The 16,318-nt window shown below is 71.5% G+C and carries 17 protein-coding genes and 1 pseudogene; 11 read left to right on the top strand and 7 right to left on the bottom strand.

What is annotated here, in order from left to right:
- Nucleotides 1–53: 53 nt before the first annotated feature.
- From JAO81_RS34905 to JAO81_RS34890, 4 genes and pseudogenes are all read left to right on the top strand, one after another.
- A complete protein-coding gene (locus tag JAO81_RS34905) occupies nt 54–1,034 on the top strand; it encodes a hypothetical protein (protein ID WP_199552006.1) in 981 nt (326 codons plus the stop codon).
- A complete protein-coding gene (locus tag JAO81_RS34900) occupies nt 1,031–2,290 on the top strand; it encodes a sensor histidine kinase (RefSeq protein WP_199552005.1) in 1,260 nt (419 codons plus the stop codon). The genes JAO81_RS34905 and JAO81_RS34900 overlap by 4 nt, the downstream gene beginning before the upstream one ends.
- Nucleotides 2,287–2,978, top strand: a pseudogene (locus JAO81_RS34895) (response regulator). Before JAO81_RS34900 ends, JAO81_RS34895 begins: the two are co-directional and overlap by 4 nt.
- A gap of 96 nt (nt 2,979–3,074) precedes the next feature.
- Entirely contained in the window at nt 3,075–4,523 is a 1,449-nt protein-coding gene (locus JAO81_RS34890; RefSeq protein WP_199552004.1) for a penicillin-binding protein 2, read from the top strand.
- Between the two features lie 39 nt (nt 4,524–4,562).
- On the opposite strand, the gene JAO81_RS34885 is transcribed toward JAO81_RS34890, so the two are convergent.
- The 3 genes from JAO81_RS34885 to JAO81_RS34875 all read right to left on the bottom strand — a co-directional run bounded on the left by JAO81_RS34885 (nt 4,563) and on the right by JAO81_RS34875 (nt 7,556).
- Nucleotides 4,563–5,981: an NCS2 family permease gene (locus JAO81_RS34885; protein ID WP_199552027.1), complete on the bottom strand. Its 1,419-nt coding sequence runs from the start codon at nt 5,979–5,981 to the stop codon at nt 4,563–4,565.
- Nucleotides 5,982–6,113: 132 nt separating this feature from the next.
- Complete coding sequence (locus tag JAO81_RS34880; protein ID WP_199552003.1) at nt 6,114–6,890, bottom strand: MBL fold metallo-hydrolase; 777 nt, start codon at nt 6,888–6,890, stop codon at nt 6,114–6,116.
- A 57-nt stretch (nt 6,891–6,947) separates the two neighbouring features.
- Nucleotides 6,948–7,556 carry a TIGR03086 family metal-binding protein gene (locus tag JAO81_RS34875; protein ID WP_199552002.1) on the bottom strand — a complete coding sequence of 203 codons (609 nt, stop codon included), beginning with the start codon at nt 7,554–7,556 and terminating at the stop codon, nt 6,948–6,950.
- A gap of 177 nt (nt 7,557–7,733) precedes the next feature.
- Between JAO81_RS34875 and JAO81_RS34870 the strand changes: the two genes are divergently transcribed.
- A complete protein-coding gene (locus tag JAO81_RS34870; protein WP_199552001.1) occupies nt 7,734–8,966 on the top strand; it encodes an MFS transporter in 1,233 nt (410 codons plus the stop codon).
- Here JAO81_RS34870 and JAO81_RS34865 read toward each other — a convergent pair.
- Together JAO81_RS34865 and JAO81_RS34860 are read right to left on the bottom strand one after the other, a co-directional pair.
- The gene (locus JAO81_RS34865) at nt 8,909–10,060 is read right to left on the bottom strand and encodes a hypothetical protein (protein ID WP_199552026.1); all 1,152 of its coding nucleotides are present in this window, start codon (nt 10,058–10,060) and stop codon (nt 8,909–8,911) included. The two genes, JAO81_RS34870 and JAO81_RS34865, sit on opposite strands and share 58 nt — an antisense overlap.
- 41 nt (nt 10,061–10,101) lie before the next feature.
- Nucleotides 10,102–11,058, bottom strand: a complete 957-nt coding sequence (locus JAO81_RS34860; protein WP_199552000.1) for a 5-dehydro-4-deoxyglucarate dehydratase — start codon at nt 11,056–11,058, stop codon at nt 10,102–10,104.
- Nucleotides 11,059–11,427: 369 nt separating this feature from the next.
- On the opposite strand from JAO81_RS34860, the gene JAO81_RS34855 reads away from it, so the two are divergent.
- The 5 genes from JAO81_RS34855 to JAO81_RS34835 all read left to right on the top strand — a co-directional run bounded on the left by JAO81_RS34855 (nt 11,428) and on the right by JAO81_RS34835 (nt 14,599).
- Nucleotides 11,428–12,246: an NAD(P)-dependent oxidoreductase gene (locus JAO81_RS34855; RefSeq protein ID WP_199551999.1), complete on the top strand. Its 819-nt coding sequence runs from the start codon at nt 11,428–11,430 to the stop codon at nt 12,244–12,246.
- A gap of 66 nt (nt 12,247–12,312) precedes the next feature.
- Complete coding sequence (locus tag JAO81_RS34850) at nt 12,313–12,534, top strand: hypothetical protein (protein WP_199551998.1); 222 nt, start codon at nt 12,313–12,315, stop codon at nt 12,532–12,534.
- Between the two features lie 104 nt (nt 12,535–12,638).
- Nucleotides 12,639–13,466, top strand: a complete 828-nt coding sequence (locus JAO81_RS34845) for a M55 family metallopeptidase (protein ID WP_199551997.1) — start codon at nt 12,639–12,641, stop codon at nt 13,464–13,466.
- A gap of 104 nt (nt 13,467–13,570) precedes the next feature.
- On the top strand, nt 13,571–13,954 hold the full coding sequence (locus JAO81_RS34840) for a VOC family protein (protein ID WP_199551996.1): 384 nt from the start codon (nt 13,571–13,573) through the stop codon (nt 13,952–13,954).
- Nucleotides 13,955–13,990: 36 nt separating this feature from the next.
- Nucleotides 13,991–14,599 carry a DJ-1/PfpI family protein gene (locus JAO81_RS34835; RefSeq protein ID WP_199551995.1) on the top strand — a complete coding sequence of 203 codons (609 nt, stop codon included), beginning with the start codon at nt 13,991–13,993 and terminating at the stop codon, nt 14,597–14,599.
- A 16-nt stretch (nt 14,600–14,615) separates the two neighbouring features.
- Here JAO81_RS34835 and JAO81_RS34830 read toward each other — a convergent pair whose 3' ends face one another.
- The gene (locus tag JAO81_RS34830; protein WP_199551994.1) at nt 14,616–14,990 is read right to left on the bottom strand and encodes a VOC family protein; all 375 of its coding nucleotides are present in this window, start codon (nt 14,988–14,990) and stop codon (nt 14,616–14,618) included.
- Nucleotides 14,991–15,137: 147 nt separating this feature from the next.
- On the opposite strand from JAO81_RS34830, the gene JAO81_RS34825 reads away from it, so the two are divergent.
- Nucleotides 15,138–15,809, top strand: coding sequence for a trans-aconitate 2-methyltransferase (locus tag JAO81_RS34825; RefSeq protein WP_199551993.1), 672 nt, complete (start codon nt 15,138–15,140; stop codon nt 15,807–15,809).
- A gap of 1 nt (nt 15,810) precedes the next feature.
- Here JAO81_RS34825 and JAO81_RS34820 read toward each other — a convergent pair whose 3' ends face one another.
- A complete protein-coding gene (locus tag JAO81_RS34820) occupies nt 15,811–16,188 on the bottom strand; it encodes a glyoxalase/bleomycin resistance/extradiol dioxygenase family protein (RefSeq protein ID WP_199551992.1) in 378 nt (125 codons plus the stop codon).
- Nucleotides 16,189–16,318 lie beyond the last annotated feature (130 nt).

Below are 16,318 nucleotides of genomic sequence, written 5' to 3'. Positions count from 1 at the left end.
GGATCGTCAGCGGGCAGGACGTGGTGGGGCGACCGGGGCGGGAGTTTGGGGGCATGACCACGACACCGTTCGTCCTGTCCCGCGCACACAGGCTCCTGCGCCTCGTCGCGATCGTCTCCTGCCTCCCGTATCTGACGCTCAAGGCCGCCTGGATCCTGGGCAGTCACCTCGGGATCCCCGACGGGAGCTCGCTGCTCGAGCACCGCGCCACGATGGTGGTCGCCAACACCGTCACCGTCCTGATGGACGCCTGCGTGATCGCGCTCGCCCTGCTGCTCACCCGGCCCTGGGGGCTGCGGGTGCCGGCCTGGCTGCTGCTCGTGCCGGTGTGGGTGGCCGGCGGGCTGCTCGCCCCGATCATGACCGGGTTCCCGGTGCAGCTCCTGATCAAGGTGCTGAACGGGGACGTGCGGACCCAGTCCGCGTCGGAGCCGTTCCTGGACGAGTGGGTGTTCGGGGTGGTGTACGGCGGATTCATCCTCCAAGGGCTCGCGCTCGGCGGCCTGTTCGCCCTCTACGCCCGGCAGCGGTGGGGCCACCTGTGGCGCGGCCGGGTGGGCGACGTGACCACCCCCGCTTCGCGCCCCCTGGCCCTGGCCGCCACCGTCGTCGCCCTGCTCCCCGTCACCGTCCACCTGATGTGGGCCTCCGGCGCGACCGCGGGCCTCGGCGCGGACGCCGTCCGCGACCGAGCGACCGACACGTACGCTCTCGAGGCGCTCAACGCACTGTTCCCGCTGACCGCGGTCGCCGGCGCCCTGGTCGTCGCCTTCCGCGTGCTGCCCCGGCTGCCACTCGCCGTACCGCTGGCCGTCGCCTGGGTCGGCTCCGGCGCGACCGCCTGCTGGGGCGGCTGGATGACGCTCGCCTCGCTCGGCGCCGGGGACATCGCGGAGCGCCCCACCACCCTGGTCATGCTGACCTACGCTGGACAGATGATCGTCGGGATGCTCGTGATCGCCCTCGGGGTGCGCTTCTTCACCGCGCGCTCGGCCGTGGCGCACGACCGCACAGCGGTCTCGATCCCCGTATGAGCCCTCGTACCGTCGCCGGGGCGCTGCTCGGCCGGAGGGCCCGCCTCAGATGGGTCCATCTGGTCCTGGGCGGCGCCCTGTTGATGCCGTTCTGGCTGGTCGGCGCGCTGGTGGTGCTGCCGCTCGCGGGCGGTGGGGACACGCTGTTCCGCGGTTCGGTGCCCGGCCAGTTCGGCGCGTACGCGCTCGCTCTGCCGCTGGCCGCCCTCGCGGGCCTCTTCCCGCTCGTACGGCCGCTGTCCGTGGCGATGGCGCGGGCGCTGTGCGGGGTCGACGGCGCCCGGTTCGCGGAGGGTCCGGCCCGTGGCCCGGCGGCGCGGCGGCGCACCGCGGCCTGGTTCACGCTGCACGTCGGGGTGGGCGGGGTGCTCAGCGGCGCGATGCTGGCGCTGCCGCCGTTCGCGGTCTCGGTGATGCTGCTGCCGGTGCCGGGTGTACGGGAGTTTCTGCGGGTGCCCGCGCCCCTCGACAAGACCGGGGCGTACGCGCTCGGCCCGTCCGCCGGACCCGCGATGCTGCCCGCCCTCGCCGCCTGCGCGACGGCGGCGGGCGGCCTGCTCGCCCGCTACGCGCCCGTCCTGCTCGGCCCCACCCCCGCCGACCGCCTCGCCGCCGCCGAAGCACGCGCCGCCGAACTGTCCGTACGCAACCGGCTCGCACGCGAGCTGCACGATTCGGTCGGCCACGCGCTGAGTGCCGTGACCCTGCAGGCGAGTGCCGCCCGCCGGGTGCTCGACCACGATCCCGCCTTCGTACGGGAGGCGCTGTCGGCCATCGAGGACACCACGCGGCGCACCGTCGGTGAACTCGACGCGGTGCTCGGCCTGTTGCGCGAAGGAGACGAGGCGGCCCTGGCCCCCGCCCCCACGCTCGCCGATGACCTGACCGGCCTGCTCGCCCGCACCCGGGCCACCGGAACGTCCGTCGACGCGACGGTGCGGGCCGATGTACCGGCGTTGCCCGCGCTCGTGTCGCGCGAGGCGTACCGGATCGTGCAGGAGGGCCTCGCCAACTCGCTTCGGCACAGCGCCGGTTCACCGGTCACCCTGCGGATCACCGAGGCCGCCGACACCGTGGAGATCGTCATGGAGAACGCCCTGTCCGAGGCTGCCGCACCGCGCGCCGGGGGCGGCAGCGGGCTCAAGGGCATCGCCGACCGCGCCCGGCTGCTCGGCGGCGGCTGCACGGCGGGACCCGAAGGCGACCGCTGGCGGCTGACCGTCCGGCTGCCGCTCCCCACGGGCGGTGCCCGGTGAACGACGCGCCCGTACGCATCGTCCTCGCCGACGACGAACGCCTGGTCCGCACCGCCCTGCGCGCCATCCTCGACGCCGAGCCCGGCATGACGGTGGTCGGCGAGGCCGCGACCCCGGCATGACGGTGGTCGGCGAGGCCGCGACCGGCGCCGAGGCGGTCTCCGTCGTCCGCGCGCTGCGGCCCGACGTCGTGCTCATGGATGTGCGCATGCCCGAGATCAACGGCATCCGCGCCACCGAACAGATCCTCGCCTCGATGGACGCCCCGCCACGGATCATGGTCGTGACCACCTTCGAGAACGACTCCTACGTGTACGACGCCCTGCGCGCCGGCGCCGCGGGATTCCTGCTCAAGCGGACCGACGCCGACCAGCTGGTGCAGGCGGTGCGCACGGTGGCCCGCGGCGACTCGCTGCTGTTCCCGGCGGCGGTGCGGGCGCTGGCCACCGAGCACGCACCCCGCGCCCGCCCCGCTCAGCCGGCCTGGGTGGCCCGGCTCACCGGACGCGAGGCGGACGTACTGCGCGCGATGGCGACCGGCCGGACCAACGCGGAGATCGCCGGACAGCTGGGGCTCGGACCCGCCACGGTGAAGACCCACGTGGCGGCGGTCCTGGCGAAGACCGGCGCACGGGACCGGACCCAGGCGGTGATCGCGGCTTACGAGGCGGGGTTCGTCGGCGGCTGAGCACCCCCACGGCCACAGGCCTCGTACATGAACGCTTCGTGAGAAACGCAACGAGCAGGAACGAATCGCACTCCCCCGCTCGTCTCCCCGAGTGCGATGAACAAGACGATCAGACGAATCTCGGTCTTCACCCTGCTCCTCGTGCTCTCCCTGCTGGTCAGAGCGACGTGGGTGCAGTTCTACGACGGCCAGGCCCTCGCGGACAACAAGCACAACCGGCGCGGCACCATCGACAAGTACGCGTACCCGCTGGGCGGCATCATCGTGGGCGGCGAGGACATCACCGGCTCGGAGCGTACGAAGGGCAGTGACCTGGCGTACAAGCGCACGTACAAGGACGGCTCGCTCTACGCGGCCGTGACCGGCTACAGCTCGCAGGTGTACGGGGCGACCCAGCTCGAGGGCATCTACCAGGACGTCCTCGACGGCACCGACACCCGCCTGAAGAACCCGCTCGACACCGTCACCAACAAGCGGGCGGACCCGGGTGACGTCGTCACCACCATCGACCCGGCCGTGCAGAAGGCCGCGTACAAGGCGCTCGGGGACAACAAGGGCGCGGCCGTCGCGATCGACCCGAAGACCGGCAAGATCCTCGGGATGGTCTCGACGCCTTCGTACGACCCGTCGAAGATCGCCGGTTCCACCGACGGTGACGCCTGGGAGAAGCTCACCGAGGACGAGGACAAGCCGCTGGTGAACCGGGCGATCCGGCAGCCGCTGCCGCCCGGCTCGACGTTCAAGCTGGTCGTCGCGGCGGCGGCGCTCGAGGACGGTCTGTACGGGTCGGTGGACACGAAGACGGACAGCCCCAACCCCTACCGGCTGCCGGGCTCCACCAAGGACCTCGTCAACGAGAGCGCGTCGGCTCCCTGCGAGAACGCCAGCATCCGCACCGCGCTGCAGTACTCGTGCAACAACGTCTTCGGCAAGCTGGCCGTCGACCTCGGCCAGGACAAGGTCAAGGCGATGGCGGAGAAGTTCGGCTTCAACGACGCGGAGCAGGACGTCCCGGTCCGCGCCTCGCAGAGCCTGTACCCGTCCGGCATGGACAAGGCCCAGACCGCTCTGTCGGGCATCGGCCAGTTCGATGTCACGGCGACCCCGCTGCAGATGGCCATGGTCTCGGCCGCGATCGCCAACGGCGGCACCCTGGTCGACCCGCACATGGTGTCGCAGGTCACGGACGCGGACGGCTCGGTCCTTCAGAGCTTCGACGACGCGGGCAGCTCACGGATGGTCAGCGAGTCGGTGGCCGAGCAGCTGCAGTCGGCGATGCAGACGGTGGTGAACGAGGGCACCGGCACCAACGCGCAGATCCCGGGCGCGACCGTGGGCGGCAAGACGGGTACGGCCCAGCACGGCGAGAACAACAAGAGCACGCCGTACGCCTGGTTCACCTCGTACGCGAAGGGCTCTGACGGCAAGGAGGTCGCGGTGGCGGTGCTCATCGAGGACTCCGGCGCCGCACGCTCCGAGGTGGGCGGCAACAAGCTCGCGGCGCCGGTCGCGAAGGCGATGATGCAGGCGGCACTCAAGAGCTGACCGCCGGGGGTACGGGAAGATCCCGTACCCCCGCTCGCGTCACTCCCCGTTGAGCAGCTGCTCGATCGGATCGATCCCGAAGTAGACCAGGAACAGGGCGGCCGCTCCCCACAGCAGCCAGTGCACCTCGCGCGCCTTGCCGAGGACGGCCTTGATCACCACGTACGCGATGAAGCCGGCGCCGATGCCGTTGGTGATCGAGTAGGTGAACGGCATCACGACGATGGTGAGGAAGGCCGGGATCGCCAGGTCCCAGCGCTCCCAGTCGATATGCCGCACCTGTGCCATGAGCAGGAAGCCGACCGCGACCAGGGCGGGCGCGGCGGCCTGGGCGGGCACCATCAGGGCGAGCGGCGCGAAGAAGAGGGCGAGGGCGAACAGGCCGCCGGTGACGAGGTTCGCGAAGCCGGTCCGCGCCCCTTCGCCGACGCCGGCCGCCGATTCGATGTACGAGGTGTTGGAGGAGGCCGAGGCGGCGCCGCCGGCCACCGCCGCCGCGCCGTCGATGAGCAGCACGCGGCCGAGGTGGGGGACCTTGCCCTGCTCGTCGAGCAGTCCGGCCTCGCTGGAGATGCCGACGACCGTGCCCATGGTGTCGAAGAAGTCGCTCAGGATGAGCGTGAAGATCAGCAGCACCAGGGTGACCGCGCCGACCTCGGAGAAGGCGCCGAACGGACTGAACGCGCCGAGCAGCCCGAAGTCCGGTGTGGCGACGAGATCGTCCGGGACGCTCGGGGCGGTCAGCCCCCAGGCGGTGGGCGCGAGGTCGGCGATCTCGTTGACGATGACGGCGATCACCGTGGTGACCACGATGCTGATGAGGATCGCCCCGCGCACCTTGCGCGCGAGCAGCGCCACCGTGAGCAGCACTCCGATGCAGAAGACGAGGATGGGCCAGCCCTCGAGCCGTCCCGCGGCGCCGAGCTGCACGGGCACGGAGCCGGTGTCGCCGGGGATACGGGTGGCGAAACCGGCGTCGATGAAGCCGATGAACGCGATGAACAGACCGATCCCGACGCTGATCGCGTGCTTGAGCGCGGGCGGGATGGCGTGCATCACGGCCTCCCGCAGACCGGTCACGACGAGCACGCAGATCAGCACGCCTTCGACGAACACCAGGCCCATCGCGTCCGGCCAGCTCATCTGGGGGGCGAGCTGGAAGGCGACGACCGCGTTGAGGCCGAGTCCGGCGGCGAGGGCGAGCGGGAGATTCCCGCCGACGCCCATGATGATCGTCATGACCGCGGCCACCAGGGCGGTGGCGGTGACGAGTTCGGGGCCGTCGAGGGTGTTGCCGTACTTGTCCTCGGTGGTGCCGAGGATGATCGGGTTCAGGACGAGGATGTAGGCCATCGTGAAGAACGTGGCGAAGCCGCCGCGTACCTCACGGCCGAAGGTCGAACCGCGGGCGGTGATACGGAAGAAGCGGTCCAGGGGACTCGCCGGCGGCTCCGGTATGTCGTCGGTCTTGCCGGCCGGATCGGCTGTGTGCGCCACGGGGGTGCTCCTGAGGGGTCAGGGTGCGGGTGTTGGCTGGATTGTTCCCCTGTGGCGGCCGGTTCAGGTTTTCACCGTGTTACGGATTGGCGGTCAACTGATCTGTTCCGCCTGCCTCTTGGCGATCTCGTACGCGACTGTCTCGCGGGCCCGCACCGTGTGGCCGCCGAAGACCTGGGCGGCCCGGGCGGTTGCCGCGTCGGGTGTCAGACCGGGGCCGACATGGGTGATGAGCAGCGTCCGGACCCCGGCCTCACGCGCGAGGGCGCCCGCGTCCTCGGGGGTCAGGTGCACCGGTTCGCCCTCGTGCCGGTCGACGTAGGCCTCGGCGAGCAGCACATCGGCGTCCCGGGCAAGTTCGGTCAGCTGCGGGCAGGGGCCGCTGTCTCCCGTATACGCGAGGACGGCGCCCTCGTACGTGATGCGCGCCCCGTATGCCTCGATGCCGTGGGCCACTGCGCGGCTGGTGAGGACCGGGCCGCCGAGGCCGATGTCCGCGCCGTCCTCGATCGCGTGGAAGGCGAAGACGTCGGCGAGCGGCCCCGGGTCCGGCATCCCGTAGAACCCGGCCAGGCGGTGGGGCGCCCCGGCCGGGGCGTGGACAGGGATCGGGCGCTCGGCACACAGCCCGCCGTCGGAGATGCCCGCTTCGGCGGCGATCAGATCGGTCCAGTGGTCGGAGTGCAGATGACTGATCCAGATCGCCGTCAACTCCCGCGGGTGCACATGCCGTTGGAGCTCGGCGAACGTGCCGGGCCCGGCATCCACCCACACCTTGGCGTCCCCCGCCTCGACGAGGTACCCGGAGCAGGGACGGCCGGGCTGCGGGTGCGGGGCGGCGGTGCCCAGCGGGGTGAGGGTGAAGGTCATGGGGCGAGGCTAGGGCGTCTCTTTGCAAGATCCGAAAGAGACGCCCTGGTCCGGTCCTCACCGTCGGGGCGCGGCCCAGTGGGGGTCGCGGCCGCTCAGGCCGGTGACACGGTCGAGGAGAGGGGCCGAGGACGGAACGGGGACCGGCGGGCCGAAGATGGCCTCCGCGGCCTGCTGTCCGGAGAGGGCCGACCTCTCCTCCGCGTCCGGGCTCAGCAGCGCGTACGACACCTGGAGCTCGGCCTCGCCCGGCGCGTACTCCTGGCCGGTGGCCCGCGCCAGGTCCCAGCCGTGGACGACCAGTTCGTTCATCGCCACCTGGGCGGCGATCCCGGCGGGCAGGTCCACACCGCCGGCCCGCGTGAAGCCTTCCCAGGCCTCCGGCGCCTGCCAGGCCTCCGCGAGCTCCTGGAGGTTCTTGCTCAGGTCACCGCGCCAGCCGGGCCCGAGGTCCGGCACCGTGTCGCCCGGCGGCGTGTCCGTCGTGGGCCCGAGGTCCTTGCGCGCCGCGTCACGGAAGGCCGCGGTCAGCCCGACGAGATGCCCGAGGAGGTTCCGTACGGGAAGCTCCGGACAGGGCGTGGGCAGGTCGAACTGCGCCTCCGTGACCCGGTCGGCGAGCTGGGCCACGAGGCGGGTCTGTGCGGTGAAGTCGAAAGACGGCATGAGGGCTCCTGAGATCCGTTGCTTGGAGGGGAGACTCCGGCCGCTCCCGGAACTCATCGCTCGACGGAGAACCGGACGGACTCGACGGAGAACCGCACAGAACTGAGGACTCCCGCATGCCCGAAGTAGGGCGAAGTCCCGATGCAGCCCCGCAGGCCTTAGGGAAACCCTGCCCGTATGGCATGGACGACTTGGCAGGTGCTCCGCCACCGCGATGCGGGGCTCTATCTCGGCGGCGTGGTGGTCTCCGGATTCGGCACGTCCGCGATGTGGCTGGTCTCGGGCGTCTGGGTCAAGTCGCTCACCGGATCGAGCAGCCTGGCCGCGCTCGCGACCTTCGCGCTGTGGCTGCCGGTGCTCGCCGGCCCGCTGCTCGGCACGCTCGCCGACCGCACCCCTCGCAGACCGCTGCTGATCTGGACGAACGTCGGCCTGGCCGTGCTGCTGTGCGCTCTGCTCGCGGTGGATTCGGCGGACCGTGTCTGGATCCTGTTCGCGGTGCTCTTGGTGTACGGCGCGGCGGGTGTCGTGCACGACGCGGCGGAGGCCGCACTGATCGCGTCGGTCGTCGACAAGAAGCTGCTCGGCGACTTCAACGGGCTGCGGATGACGGCGAACGAGGGCATGAAGCTGCTCGCCCCGCTCGCGGGCGCCGGCCTGTTCGCCGCGTACGGGGGTGCACGGGTCGCGCTGCTCGACGCGCTCACCTTTCTCGCGGCGGCGGGCCTCTATGCGCTGCTACGGGTGCGGGAGGAGCCCAAAACCGCTCCGGAACCCGGCAGTTGGTGGACGCACGCCGTCGAGGGCGCGCGGTATCTGCGCCACCATCCCGCTCTGCGCACGCTCGCCCTGGCCGGCGGCTTCACGATGTTCCTCGCCGGCGTCAACGGAGCGCTGATCTTCGCCGTCGTCGACGAGGGCCTCGGCCGCTCCCCCGCGTTCGTGGGCGTGCTCTACGCCGTGCAGGGCCTCGGCTCGGTGGCGGTCGGCCTGCTGTCGGGACCGCTGCTGCGGCGTTACGGGGAGCGGGTGTTCGCGGGCGCCGGGCTCGCGCTGTTCGCGGTGGCGGCGGCCCTGCGGGCGCTCCCGTACGACGCGGTGGTGCTGGCGGCGAGCGCGGGGATCGGTGTCGGGCTGCCGTGCGTGCTGATCGCGGTGCTCACGGCGGTGCAGCGGGAGACCCCGGACCACCTGATCGGGAGGGTCGCGGCGACTGCCAACACCCTGGTGTTCGCGCCGAACGCGGTGGCCCTCGGCGTCGGGGCGGGCCTTGTCGCCCTCGTCGACCACCGGGTGCTGCTGGTGACGCTGGGCGTCGCCGGCCTCCTGGCGACGCCCGGCCTGCTGCGCCGTCAGCCGAGCGCGGCCCGCACCAGCTCCAGATCCGCGTCGGACGCCAACCCCGCGTGATACAGCCGCAGTTCGGTGGCCCCGAGCTCCGCGGCCCGTGCCGCGTCCTCGCGCAGCCGGGCGGGAGCCCCGCCCATCCCGCTCACCACGGTGAAGTTCGCGGCGAGCACCGCACCCTCAACGCCCTCGGCCGCGAACGGCGCGACGAGATCCGCGCCGCCCGTGCACGGCACGACCACACCGTCGGCCACGCCCAGGATGTGCGCCGGGTCCACGCCCGCGTTGGCGCCGCAGTGGTGCGGGACCGGGTCGGCGTGGAGCAGTACCTGGAAGTCCGCGGGGGCCGCGGCGCGGACGGCCGCGACCGCCTCCTCCTGGAGCGACCGGGACACCGAGGACCTGAACTCCAGGGTCGCGGCGAGCAGTTCGGCGTCCAGGAGCTTGTCCGGGGGCACGTCCGGCGCCGCCTCCCCGCGCCAGACCGGTTCGAGCGCCTGCCGGACCGCCGACGCGAGGGCGTCGGGGTCCAAACCCGCCCCCGTATAACCCTCGAGGCAGGATCCGCAGAAGCAGAGCGACATCAGGTACTGGGCGGCGGCACCGAGCCCGATCCCGCCGATCTTGTCGTGCGCGTGCAGATGCGCCAGGCCGTACCAGCCGCAGGACTCCAGCTCGGTGCCGCGCGCACCCGGCCGTACGGCCGCCTCGGCTGCCAGGTCCACGAGGTACTCACGGGTGGCGTGCTGTGCGATGCACGGCGCCCACGGGTAGCGGTCGCCATAGGCGTTGACGACCGAGGTGTCCGGATGTTCGGCGCCCATACGGGAGTTGTGCGCGAGCACCACCCAGGTGTGGACCTCGAGGCCCGCCTCGCCGAGCGCCGCGGCCGCCGCACCGAAGGCGTCGCCGGGAGCCCAGGCCCCGGCCGCGTACGGCCGCAGCCTCCGCCCCTGCCAGCGCTCCCCCGGCGGATACAGGACCGCGGCGTGCTCGGCCGTGACGATGCGGTGGGAAGGGTGGCGCGGGGTCAGCGCGCGGGTGGAGTGGTACGCGGAGGCGAGGGTGACCTGCTGGACACCGAGTGATGCGATACGGCGGGCGGCGCCGGGGTCACCGTTGACGTCCCAGGGGTAGACGAAGGCGGAGGTCTTCATGGCGTCGGCCGAGGTGTTCCCGCGGCCGTGGGTCGAGGTCGTCACGCGTCCGCCCCCTCGGCGAGCAGCGCACGGCCCCGCTCGATCAGCTCGGCCAGCTCCTTGATCTGCTGGTCGCTCGGCTCGTGCAGCGGGGTGCGCACCTGTCCGACCTCGAACCCGCGCAGCCGTACACCGGCCTTCACCAGGGCGACCGCGAACCCGCGCCCCTGGTTGCGGAGTTCGACGAACGGGCGGTAGAAGCCGTCGATCAGACGGGTGGCCGTCTCGTCGTCGCCCGTGTTGAGCGCGCGGTGGAAGGCCTGGGCGATGTCGGGCGCGAAGCAGAACACCGCCGACGAGTACAGCGAGACCCCGATCCCGCGGTACGCGAGACCGGTGAGCTCGGCGGTCGGCAGTCCGTTGAAGTAGAGGAAGTCCGCGCTGCCTGCGGTCCCCGCGCTGCGGACCGTACTCACGATGCGCTGCATCAGGTCCATGTCGCCGAGGCCGTCCTTGAACCCGATGATCTTCGGGTGCGCGGCCAGCTCGACCACGGCCTCGGGGGTGAAGACAGCGTTGTCCCGCTGATAGACGATCACTTCGAGCGAGGTGGCGTCGGCGAGCGCGCGATAGTGGCGCACGAGCCCCTCCTGCTCGGCCTTGACGAGATACGGCGGCAGCGCGAGCAGCCCGTCCGCGCCTGCCTCCTCGGCGAGCTTCGCGTACATGAGGGCGAGCGCCGTTCCGTACCCCACGCCCGCGATCACCGGCACCCGCCCCTCGGCCGCCTCGACCGCCGCCGCCACACACGCGCGGAACTCCTCGGGCGTGACCGCGTGGAACTCGCCCGTACCGCAGACGGCGAACACCGCCGCACCTCCGGCCTCGACGCCCGCGCGTACATGCGCGCGAAAGACATCGAGATCGAGACCGCCGTCCGGACCGAAGGCGGTCACGGGAAAGAACAACGGTCCGCTGGGGATGCCGAGTCGAGCGGCGAGCGGGGCTGACGTCACGGGCTCTCTCCCTGGGCGCGGCGGACCGGGTGCACCGCAGCTGTCGTACCGCGACATCTCGTGCACGTTTCTGATCCGCGTCTATATTTCTGAACGAGTTCACGCTAAGGCGCCCCAACACCGCCGGTCAAGCGTCCAGGTCTGCCTCATCATCGGCGAATTCGCCGTCAACGGCGCCGCCTTGACGGCCGGTCGCGACCCCTTGACGCACCCACCGAAAGATCCATAGCGTGTCCACGGATGTGAATGGCGTACAGGCATGCGTTCATCGGGTACGTGCCGGTGCCTCTGCGCCCCCGCGCGTATACGTTCGTGTCCGAAAGTCGCCCAGGCACCGGACCCGACCCAGGCATCCGAGGAGACCACCCCATGCCCGCTCCCCGCACCGTTCTGCTCACCGGCGCCGCCGGCGGTCTCGGCACCCTGATGCGGGGGCTGCTGCCCGCGTACGGCCATGAACTGCGGCTGCTCGACATGGTCGCGATCGAGAGCGTCGGGGGCGAGCCGGCCGCGATCAAGGCCGACCTCTCCGACAAGGAGGCGCTGCGCGAGGCGGTGCGCGGGGTCGACGCGATCATCCATCTCGCGGGCATCTCGCTCGAGTCCACCTTCGACAAGATCCTCAAGGCCAACATCGAGGGCACCTACAACCTGTACGAAGCGGCCCGCGAAGAGGGCGTACGGCGGATCGTGTCCGCCTCGTCGAACCACGCCGTCGGCTTCACGCCCCGGCCCAGGAGCGACGACCCGCTGATCCCCATCGACACCCCGCGCCGGCCCGACACCTTCTACGGCCTGTCCAAGTCGTTCGGCGAGGATCTCGCCCAGTTCTACTGGGACAAGCACGGCATGGAGACGGTGTCCGTGCGGATCGGCTCATGCTTCATGGAACCCACCTCGCTGCGGATGCTGTCGGTCTGGATGTCGCCCGGCGACGGCGCACGCCTCTTCCACGCCGCGCTCACCGCACCCGACGTGGGCCACACCGTGGTCTACGGCTCGTCCGCCAACACCCGGCTGTGGTGGGACCTTTCGAGCGCCCGCGCACTCGGCTACGACCCGCAGGACGACTCGGAGCAGTACGCCGAGAAGCTGATCGCCGAGCAGGGCGAACTGTCCGACGACAACCCGGACCACGCGCACCTGGGCGGCCACTTCTGCACCAACCCGCCGATCTGGCCGTACTAGCCCCGGCGACCACGGGGCACCGAAATCCGGTGTACGCCCTCGCGGAGCGCCCTCTAGGCTCCGGGCATGCCAAGACCCCACGGATTCCGGTACGAGCAGCACGGCGACGCGACCGTCACGATCACGCACCACGGTCGCGCCGCCGGGACGCTGCGCGGGTCGCGTGCGCAGAAGTTCCTGGCCGAAGTGGCCGCCGGCGACGAGCAGTTGGTGATGGCCCGCTGGACGGGTGCGTACAAGTTCGGCAACGAGCGCGTCGCCCGCAACCATCCGCGCAACCGGGGCTAGGGGTGCTGTCCCGGCACGTTGGCGGGAGCTGTCGTGATCGTCGTCGCATCCGCCGTCACCGCCGCGCCGGGCGCCGTTCCGGCCGAGGCTAGGCTCCCGTACCCATGAAGGTATTGATCTCTGTCGACATGGAGGGCGTCTCGGGGATCGTGCATCCCTCCGAGACCGGTCCCGAGCGCTACGACTACGGGCGCGGGCGGGAGTTGATGACCGCCGAGGCGAACAGTGCGATAGCCGGGGTGCTCGACGCCGCACCCGACGCGACGGTCTGGGTCGCCGACGCGCACGGCCCGTTCCGCAACCTGCTGCCCGAGCAACTCGACCGCCGCGCACGGCTGGTGCGGGGCAAGCCCCGCCCGCTCGGCATGCTCGGCGGCCTCGACCGGGAGACCGACGCGGTCCTGCTTGTCGGCTATCACGCGCGGGCCGGCAGCGGGCCCGCCGTACTCGCCCACACCATGAACGACGGGCTCCTCGACGTACGGGTGGACGGGCGGTCCATGGGCGAGATCGGCCTCAATGCCGCGATGGCCGGTCATCTCGGCGTACCGACCGTGCTGGTGAGCGGTGACGACGCCGCGTGCGCCGAGCTCCACGACCTCGTTCCCGCGGCCGTCACCGTCGAGGTCAAGCAGGCCCTCGCCCAGGGCGCGGCCGTCGCCCTGCACCCCGAGGAGGCCCGCGACCTCCTGCGTCACTCGGCGGCCCGGGCGGTGCTCAACCGCTCCGGGGTCCGGCCCCTGGCCATCAGCGGCCCGGTGGAGGTCGAAGCCGACCTCGCGGCCCCGTTCATGGTCGACCTGGCGACCCTGATCCCGGGCGTCTCCCGCACACACGGCGGCCGCACGGTCGCTTTCACAGCCACCGACTTCGGCGAGGCCTACCGGCTCCTTCTCCTCCTGGCCCAGTTGGCGACGATCAGACCGGCCTAGGGGCGGGTCTGCCCAGCCCCGGTCTGGGCAGGTCGGAACTGCCCAGGTCGGCCGCAGCCCGAAACCGTTGGTCATCCCGTCGGTGCTCGGTCAGACTGGCGGGCATGATCTCCGTGGTGCAGAACGTGGCAATCGACTGTGCCGACGCCTATGCGTTGGCCCGGTTCTGGAGCGAGGTGACCGGGCATCCGGTGGGTCCGGAGACCGGGCCGGGCGACCACGAGACGCAGGTGCTGCTGCCCGAGGGCCCGGTGCTGTACTTCAACCAGGTGCCGGAGCCGAAGACGGTCAAGAACCGGATCCACCTGTGCCTGCGCCCGAGTTCCTCGCGCGAGCCGGAGATCGACCGCCTCCTGGAGCTCGGCGCCACCTGGGTCGGCGACCACCGGCAACCGGACGGCTCGGGCTGGGCCGTCCTCGCCGACCCGGAGGGCAACGAGTTCTGCGTCCTGCGCAGCGAGTCCGACCGCGCCGCGATGTCCGACTGACCGTCGCCGTACCCGCCGCACCCCGGGGAGCCGTACATGCAGGTAGCCGTAGTCACCTTCGACGGGTTCAACGAGCTCGACAGCTTCATCGCGTCCGCCCTGATCAACCGCTGCCGCAAGGACGGCCTGGAAGCCTTCATCACGACGCCGACTCCCCAGGTCACCTCGATGAACGGGGTCGAGGTGACCGGGCAGCGGCCGCTGGAGTTCATGGCCGAGGCCGATGTCGTACTGATCGGCAGCGGGATCAGGACCCGCGACGTGGTCGCCGACGATCAGCTGGTGTCCCGGCTGACCCTGGACCCCGCACGCCAGTTGATCGGCTCCCAGTGCTCCGGCGCCCTGGTGCTCGCGCGCCTCGGACTCCTGGGAACCATGCCGGCCAGCACGGACCGCACCAGCCGGCCCTTCGTCGAGGCGTGCGGAGTCACCGTCCTCGACGCCCCGTTCCACACCGAGGGCAATATCGCCACGGCCGGCGGCTGTCTGGCCTCGCAGTACCTCGCCACCTGGGTGATCACCCGCACCCTCGGCGAGGAGGCCGCGCACGCCGTCCTCGATTACGTGGCGCCGGTGGGCGAGAACCAGGAGACCGTCGAACGGGCCCTGCGCACCGTCCGTTCCGGCGAGGTGGCCCTGCGCTGACCGGTGCGGACCTCGTTCAGCGGCGCACGACGCAGAACGGATGCCCCGCCGGATCGGTGAACACCCGTGCCCGGCCCGCGTCATGCGGCTGATGGTCCGGCTTGCCCGCGCCCAGCTCGAGGAGCCGTGCCTCGACCGAGGCCAGGTCCTCCTCGACGTTGAAGCAGATGTGCAGCTGCTGCGGTACGTCCGCGTCGGGCCAGGTCGGCCTGCGGTGGTCGTCGACCCGCTGGAAGCCGAGGAGGAGTCCGTCCTCGCGATTGAGGCCGGCGAAGTCGGCGTTCGACTTCGGATGAGGTTCGAGACCCGTGACCTGTTCGTAGAACGCGGCCAGGGCGAGCGGGTCCGGACAGTCGAGCGTGATCGCGCCCAAGTGCATCCGCAGCGGCATGACAGCTCCTCGGGCGGATCGGTGATCTTGTCGCCGCCCACCCTAAGTACCCTGCCCGCACCGGCGTTCGGCGGCCGTCGCGGCCCAGTGCGGCCAATACGGACGCAGCACAGAACCAGCCCCCGGTCGGGGGCCGTCCTCTCCCCCATGAGCCATGACGACTCCGCCAAGAGCCATGACGACGAAACCCTCCTCGCCGAGCAACGGGCCTACTACCGCGCGGCCGCGGCCGAATACGACCGGCCCTACGAGGACTTGGACGAGTTACGGCGCCTGCTGACCGTGGTCGATGAGCTGCCGGTCCGGGGCGATGTGCTGGAGCTGGCCTGTGGAACGGGGCAGTGGACACCGCTGCTCGCCGCACGGGCGCGGTCGGTGACGGCCGTCGACGCGGCCGCCGACGTGCTGACCGTCGCCCGGACGCGGGCGACGCTGCCCCACGTACGGTTCGTGCGGGCCGACCTGTTCGCGTGGCGGCCGTCCCGGCGCTACGACACCGTCTTCTTCGCTTTCTGGCTCTCCCATGTGCCGCCCTCACGGCTGGCCGCGTTCTGGGAGGCCGTGGCCGCGATGCTCGCCCCGGGCGGCCACGCGGTCTTCATCGACGACGGTCCCGCCGTCGCCGCGACCGAGGAAGGCGTCACCGACGGGCCCATTCCCACGGTGCTGCGCCGGCTCGACGACGGCAGCGAGTACCGCGTCGTGAAGGTGTTCCACGACGCCCGGTCGCTGACGGACGACCTGACGGCGCGTGGCTGGACCGTACAACTGCGGACCATGGACCGCAGCTTCGTCGGCATCGCCCAGCCGCCCGGCTGACTCACTTCGGCGGTGTGGCCTCGCCCTGCCAGAAGCTCCACCGGTAGCCCCACGGATCAACGACCGTGAAGGTGCGCGGACCGTACGGCTGGTCCTTGGGGGGCGTCACTTCGGTGGTCGTGGCTTCGCGGACGTGTGCGTAGTGCGCGTCGACATCGTCGACGTGCACGATCAGGAGCGCGTTCCTGCCGTCCTGCGCGGTGTCGCCGCCGCTGAGGGAGATCTTCACCGGTCCGGCCTGGATGTCGGCCTCGGTCGTCCGCCCGGAGTCATCCCGCCAGCGGACCGTGTCGGTGAAGCCGAGGACGCGTTCCATCCAGTCCAGCGCGGCGTCCGCGTCGTCATACCGGAGGTAGGGGGAGATGCCTTTGATCGCCATGCGACGTTCCTCCTCGTATGGATGGAGTTCAGTCTATGGGCGGTCGCGGCAGTCCATGGGCAGAGCGGTGGCAACGGGAAGAGGGAACGTCGCCCCACCCCCGCGGGCCGGGGGAGCCGCCGCGGCGGGG

This window comes from Streptomyces sp. N35, assembly GCF_016464295.1.
Taxonomy (GTDB): Bacteria; Actinomycetota; Actinomycetes; order Streptomycetales; family Streptomycetaceae; genus Streptomyces.
The sequence above is the reverse complement of the archived record's forward strand: the minus strand, read 5'-3'. Positions and strand labels throughout refer to the sequence as shown.